Origin of the sequence: Corynebacterium sp. (assembly GCF_030535495.1) — a bacterium.
In the GTDB taxonomy this organism is placed as follows: Bacteria; Actinomycetota; Actinomycetes; order Mycobacteriales; family Mycobacteriaceae; genus Corynebacterium.
Genome location: NZ_JAUNRW010000119.1, coordinates 1 through 5,707 on the forward strand (window position 1 = coordinate 1; position 5,707 = coordinate 5,707).

Genomic DNA, 5,707 nt, shown 5'->3' on the forward strand with positions numbered 1-5,707 from the left:
AGGCGGACGCGGGCCTTGGCCATGAAGGCGGCGTCGACGGCGCCGATGCCTTCGTCGAGAAGCAGGATCTCGGGCTCGATGGAGGTGACCACGCCGAGGGCCAGGCGCACGCGCATGCCGGTGGAGTAGGTGCGCAGCGGCATGTTGAGGTACTCGCCGAGCTCGGAGAATTCGGCGATCTCGTCGATCTTCGCCTTCATCTGCTTGCGGGTCTGGCCGAGGAAGAGGCCGCGGATGATGATGTTCTCGTAACCGGAGATCTCCGGGTCCATGCCCACGCCCAGGTCGAAGACGGGTGCCACGCGGCCGCGGATGTGCGCGGAGCCGCGGGTGGGCTCGTAGATGCCCGAGAGCAGTCGCAGGAGCGTGGACTTGCCGGCGCCGTTGTGGCCGACCAGGCCCACACGGTCGCCCTCGCGCAGGTGCAGATTGATGTCCTTGAGCGCCTCGACGACGACGGTGTTGTCCGAGTTGCGGCCGATGGCGCCGCCGGCGGTGGCCAGGAAGGCCTTCTTCATGGAGCGTGACTTGGCATCGAAGATGGGGAAGTCGACGCATGCGTTGTAGGTGTCGATGGAAACCATGGAAGTCCTCCTAGACCCAGTAGCTCACGCGGAAACGCCACTGCTTCATCGCCAGCAGCGAGAGCACGAGGCCGACGGCGGTACACGCCAGGACGATCCACCAGTGGTAGGCGGCCAGGGGCTGGCCGATCATGGGCGCGCGGATGATCTCCATGTAGTGGAACAGCGGGTTGATCTCCGCCAGCAGTGCCCGCTGGGCGATGTCCCCGCCCTGCTCCTTGAGGGTCTGGGTGGTCCACACGATGGGCGTGACGTAGAAGAGCAGCTGCACCATGGCCTCGAGCAGCGGGGCGACATCGCGGTAACGGGTGGCCACGATGCCGAAGAACATGGTCACCCACACGCCGTTGATGACAAGCAGCGCCATCGCCGGGATCGTCAGCAGCAGGTCCCACCCCAGGGGGCGGGGGAAGATCATCATGAGCACCGCCCAGATGACCAGGTTGTGCGCCAGGAACAGGGCCTGGCGCCACACCAGGCGGTAGACGTGCACGCTCAGCGCCGAGGGGAGCTGCTTGATCAGGCCCTCGTTGTCGATGAAGATCTCCGCGCCGTCCTTGATGCACCCGGAGATGAAGCCCCACATGATGAGGCCGACGGTGACGTGCGGCAGGAAATCCGCCAGCGGGATCTGGAAGAGCATCGAGTACAGCAGGCCGAGGGCGAGCGCCATAACACCGGTCGCGATGGTGATCCACAGCGGGCCCAGTGTGGAGCGGCGGTAGCGCTGTTTGATGTCCTGCCAGCCGAGCTGGAGCCACAGTTCGTGCTGCCGGAATCCGCGGACCAGATCGCGCCAGGCGGCGGCGAAGGTCTGGGACTGGGAGGCCGGCGGGTCGGTGACGGCGCTGGTGGTCATGCGGGCGACGTCGGCACGCAGCTGTTCTCGGATCGGGGATGGTTCCTGCACACAGACCACCCTATCCCCGTGTGCGCCGTTGGTGGGCATCGCGCACCGGTCGCGTCGCCGTCTGTGAATTCGGTGTGAGATCGGCTACGCTGCGGGGTAGGCACAGGGCCTCTCACCTGGGGTTACGGGGGTTATTGCCCAGGGCGGGGGCGATGGTGCCTCCGCGGCCTGGAAGGGGCATACTGGACGGACGTGTCGAAAGGAGAAGGTGGAATGGTCTATGACGTCGCCAAGGTGCGGGGGCAGTATCTGTCCCTCGGCGATGGATGGACCTACCTCAACGCGCACCAGTGCCCGCAGGTCCCGGAACGGGTCTCGGCGGCGGTGGCGCGGTCGTTTCGGCTGGCGAGTGCCATGGTCGAGGTGGAGGCCCCCACGGGTTCTCATTCGCGGGTGCATGCACCCGGTCGGCTCCAGGGGGATGCGCTTATCGACGACGCCCGCCTCGCCGTCGCCGACCTCTGCTGCGCGACACCGGACCGGGTGATTCTGGGCTCTGACCTGTCCCTTCTCTACCAGCGGTTGGCCAGGGCCATGCGCCCGCTGCTGCGACGCACCTCCTCGGTGGTGCTTTCCGGTCTGGATGATACGACGCTGACCGGGCCTTTCGTCGAGCTCGGTGGGACGGTTCGTCGGGCACACCCCGATCTGGGTACGGCGACCTTGCCGGCCTCCCAGTACCGCCAGCTGGTCGACGGCTCGACCCGCCTCGTGGCCCTGTCGGCGGCGCATTCCCGCCTGGGAACCGTCGCTCCGGTCGGCGAGATCGTCGAGCACACCCGGTCCCGCTCCCGGGCGTGGGTGCTTGTCGACGCCAGCGCCTACCTCCCTTACCGCCCCCTCGACGTGGCGGAGTGGGACGCGGACATCGTCGCCCTCGACGTCGCCCAGATCGGCGGTCCGCAGGTCGCGGCCCTGGTGTTCCGGGACACCGCGATGTTCCGCCGCATCGACCCGCTGGGGGAGATGACGGTGGCGCCGGGCCTGGCCGGTGGAGTCCCGGCAGTGGTGGACCACCTGGCTGACCTGGCGGAATCCGGCGGCACGCGGCGGACCCGCCTGCAGCACTCCATGGGCCAGCTGTCCGAGTACCTGTCGGCCCTGACCCGGGAGCTGCTGCACCTGCTCCACCCGTTGTCCGCGGTGCACATCCTCGGTGTCTCCGGGGAAGCCGGTGACGGTGGGCAGGGCGACCGCATCCCCCGCCTGAGCTTCGCGGTCCGGGGCGTGCCCGCCACCACCGTGCACCAGAGACTGCTGGACAACGGCCTGGTGACGACCGTGCTGCCGGACTCCGCACTGGCAGCGGACATGGGGGTGGACGAGGTCGGCGGGGCGGTGACCGTGTCCCTGAGCCCCGTGACCACCCGCCACGACCTCGAGCACCTCACCCGGGTCGTCGCGTCACTGGCCTGAGCGGATCAGGCCTCCAGCACGATTTTTCCGGTGACTTCGCCGGAATCGAGCAGCTCGTGGGCCGCTGCCGCCTCGGCCAGCGGGAAGGTGGCGTGGATGTGGTGGGTGACGCGGGCGTCGTCAAGCAGGGGCCACACGTTCTCGATCGTGGAACGCACGACCTCCGCCTTGCCCTCCCGGGAGCGGGCGCGCAGCGTCGTGCCGCGGATGGACAGGCGGCGCGGAAGCAGGGCGCCGAGGTTGATCTCCGTTTTCACACCGCCCTGCATGCCGATGATGACGAGCTGGCCGTCCTCGTTGAGGGCGCGCAGGTTCTGCTTGAGGTACTTCGCGCCCATGATGTCGAGGATGACATCGCAGCGGCCCTTGAGCTCCTCCGAGAAATCCTGCTCGCGGTAGTTGATGAGGATGTCCGCCCCCAGCTCCCGGCAGGTCTCGAGCTTCTCCGCGCTGCCCGCCGTCACCGCGACCGTTGCGCCGAGCTGCTTGCACAGCTGGATGGCGAAGGTGCCGATGCCACCCGCACCGCCGTGGAGCAGCACCGTCTGGCCCTCGCGCAGGCCGGCGAGCATGCCCAGGTTCGACCACACGGTGCAGGCGACCTCCACCACTGCGGCGGCCTCCGTCAGGGAGTAGCCCTCCGGTATGGGCAGGAGCTGGCCCTCCGGCACGGCGACGTACTCGGCGTAGGCGCCGCCGGACAGCAGGCAGGCGACCTCCTCGCCCTGCTCGCGGCCGGTGGTGCCCGGGTCCTCGATGACTCCGGCGCACTCCAGGCCGATGATCTCCGACGCGCCCGGCGGCGGCGGGTACTTGCCGGCGGCCTGCAGCAGGTCGGCGCGGTTGACACCGGCGGCGTGGACCTTGACCAGCACCTCACCGTCCTTGAGCTGCGGGGTGTCGGTGTCGAGGAGCTCCAGGGAGCGGGGATCGTCCGGATTGGTCAACTGAATAGCCTTCATGGCACCCCAGGGTAGGGAAATTCCAGGGGCAGGGGTGGCTCGGGTAAGGTGATCCGGGCATGGAGACGTGGCAGAGCGGCCGAATGCACTGGTCTTGAAAACCAGCGAGGGTCACACCTCCGCGGGTTCAAATCCCGCCGTCTCCGCAGCTGTGATGCCGCGGGGCATACCTCACGGTATGTCCCGCGGCATTGTCTGTGTCAGGTTCAGCGCCGCGGTGCGACCATGCTCGTGATCAAACCCATCACCCACGTGGCCACACCCATGACGACAGCCCCCGCCAGCGCCGCCAAGAATCCGTCGACCTGCAGGCCCAGCCCCAGTGCGTCGGACAGCCAGCCGGTGATCATGAACAGCACGGCGTTGATCACCAGCACGAAAATGCCGAGCGTGAGCACCGTCAACGGGGCGCCCAGGGCGTGGACGACCGGACCGACAATGGCGTTGACCGCCATGAAGAGCACGGCCACCCAGATGAAAGCCCACGGGTCATCCTCGGGGTGGATCGAGATTCCCGGCACGATGCGGGTGACGAAGTACAGCGCGATCGCCGTGGTGATGATGCTCAGCAGGAAACGGATCATGATCTACAGCCCGACCTTCTCCCAGGCCGCCAGCAGTTGGTCGGCCTCGTCCTCGGTGGTCACGGTGATACGCACACCCTCCGGGAAGGCGCGCACGAGCACGCCCTGGGTGGCGAGACGCTCGGCGATCTCCAGCGAATCCACCCCCGGCAGCCAGACGAAGTTGGCCTGGCTGCGGTGGGTCCCCAGGGCGGCGGCGACGCGGTCACGCTGTGCCACGGTCTCCTCGGTGCGTTCCAGCAGCTCATCGGCGCTGCCCAGGCTGGCGACCGCTCCCGCCTGGGCGACGGCGCTGACCCCGAAGGGGATGCAGACCTTGTTCAGGGCGGCGATGATGGCGGCAGGGCCGAACGCGTATCCCACCCGCACCCCGGCCAGGCCGTAGGCCTTGGAGAACGTCCGCAGGCCCACCACGTTGGGGTACTGCGCGATCGCCTCGGTGCCGATCACGGTGTCGTCCGCCCGGTTGTACTCGAAGTAGGCCTCGTCGAGCCCGACGAGCACATCCTGCGGAACGCGGGCCATGAAGGCGTGGAACTCGGTCTCCGTGATCACCGCGCCGGAGGGATTGTTGGGGTTGCACAGGAACATGAGCCTCGTGCGCTCGGTGATGGAGTCGGCCATGGTGTCGAGGTCGTGGCGGCCGTCTGGGAGAAGCGGGACCGGAACCGGGGTCGCGCCGACGATCTGGGCGAAGATCGGGTACGCCTCGAAACTGCGCCACGCGAAGATGACCTCATCGCCGGGTCCGGCGGTGATCTGCACCAGCTGCTGGCACAGGGCGGAGGAGCCGCACCCGACCGCGACCTGTTCCGGAGCGAGCTCGAGATGCTCGGCGAGCGCCAGTCGGAGATCCGTGGCGAACATGTCCGGGTAGCGGTTCGCGTTGCGGGCCGCCTCGGTCATCGCCTCCACCGCCGCGGGCAGGGGAGCGGTGGCCACCTCGTTCGAGGAGAGCTTGAGCGCGTCGGGCTGGCGCTTTCCGGGAACGTAGGAGGGCAGGGCGGCGAGGTCAGGGCGGATCATGCGGCTGATTCTAGGCGGTTTGGCTCTGCTGGCGTCCGACGGGTAGGATTCCTGCAGTTGCACCTTTTAGGTGTGCGGCTGGAGACGTGCCAGAGTGGCCGAATGGGGCTCCCTGCTAAGGAGTTGCCTGCTTTGCGGCGGGCCGGAGGTTCGAATCCTCTCGTCTCCGCGCGCCCGTAGCTCAACGGATAGAGCATCTGACTACGGATCAGAAGGTTGGGGGTT

General features: G+C 68.0%; 6 protein-coding genes and 2 tRNA genes. 3 read left to right on the forward strand and 5 right to left on the reverse strand.

The features are described 5' to 3' along the window. Together Q4F73_RS10980 and Q4F73_RS10985 are read right to left on the reverse strand one after the other, a co-directional pair. On the reverse strand, positions 1-584 hold a 584-nt coding region (locus Q4F73_RS10980; RefSeq protein WP_303359387.1), incomplete at its 3' end, for an ABC transporter ATP-binding protein. A gap of 10 nt (positions 585-594) precedes the next feature. Continuing rightward, entirely contained in the window at positions 595-1,494 is a 900-nt protein-coding gene (locus tag Q4F73_RS10985) for an ABC transporter permease (RefSeq protein WP_303359388.1), read from the reverse strand. 213 nt (positions 1,495-1,707) lie between these two features. On the opposite strand from Q4F73_RS10985, the gene Q4F73_RS10990 reads away from it, so the two are divergent. After that, positions 1,708-2,910, forward strand: coding sequence for an aminotransferase class V-fold PLP-dependent enzyme (locus tag Q4F73_RS10990; protein WP_303359389.1), 1,203 nt, complete (start codon positions 1,708-1,710; stop codon positions 2,908-2,910). A 5-nt stretch (positions 2,911-2,915) separates the two neighbouring features. Here Q4F73_RS10990 and Q4F73_RS10995 read toward each other — a convergent pair whose 3' ends face one another. Then, the gene (locus tag Q4F73_RS10995; RefSeq protein ID WP_303359390.1) at positions 2,916-3,872 is read right to left on the reverse strand and encodes an NAD(P)H-quinone oxidoreductase; all 957 of its coding nucleotides are present in this window, start codon (positions 3,870-3,872) and stop codon (positions 2,916-2,918) included. A 61-nt stretch (positions 3,873-3,933) separates the two neighbouring features. On the opposite strand from Q4F73_RS10995, the gene Q4F73_RS11000 reads away from it, so the two are divergent. Beyond that, positions 3,934-4,018, forward strand: a tRNA-Ser gene (locus Q4F73_RS11000). A 60-nt stretch (positions 4,019-4,078) separates the two neighbouring features. Here the strand turns inward: Q4F73_RS11000 and Q4F73_RS11005 are convergent. Together Q4F73_RS11005 and hisC are read right to left on the reverse strand one after the other, a co-directional pair. Further along, positions 4,079-4,456 carry a phage holin family protein gene (locus Q4F73_RS11005; protein ID WP_303359391.1) on the reverse strand — a complete coding sequence of 126 codons (378 nt, stop codon included), beginning with the start codon at positions 4,454-4,456 and terminating at the stop codon, positions 4,079-4,081. A gap of 3 nt (positions 4,457-4,459) precedes the next feature. Then, a complete protein-coding gene (gene hisC, locus Q4F73_RS11010) occupies positions 4,460-5,482 on the reverse strand; it encodes a histidinol-phosphate transaminase (protein WP_303359392.1) in 1,023 nt (340 codons plus the stop codon). A gap of 80 nt (positions 5,483-5,562) precedes the next feature. On the opposite strand from hisC, the gene Q4F73_RS11015 reads away from it, so the two are divergent. Beyond that, a tRNA-Ser gene (locus Q4F73_RS11015) sits at positions 5,563-5,651 on the forward strand. The last annotated feature ends 56 nt before the right edge of the window (positions 5,652-5,707 follow it).

Bases quoted from the DNA above. Each gene is read 5' to 3' on its own strand.
- Q4F73_RS10990 (WP_303359389.1), top strand. From the start codon at position 1,708: ATGGTCTATGACGTCGCCAAGGTGCGGGGGCAGTATCTGTCCCTCGGC.
- Q4F73_RS10995 (WP_303359390.1), bottom strand. From the start codon at position 3,872: ATGAAGGCTATTCAGTTGACCAATCCGGACGATCCCCGCTCCCTGGAG.
- Q4F73_RS11005 (WP_303359391.1), bottom strand. From the start codon at position 4,456: ATGATCCGTTTCCTGCTGAGCATCATCACCACGGCGATCGCGCTGTAC.
- hisC (WP_303359392.1), bottom strand. From the start codon at position 5,482: ATGATCCGCCCTGACCTCGCCGCCCTGCCCTCCTACGTTCCCGGAAAG.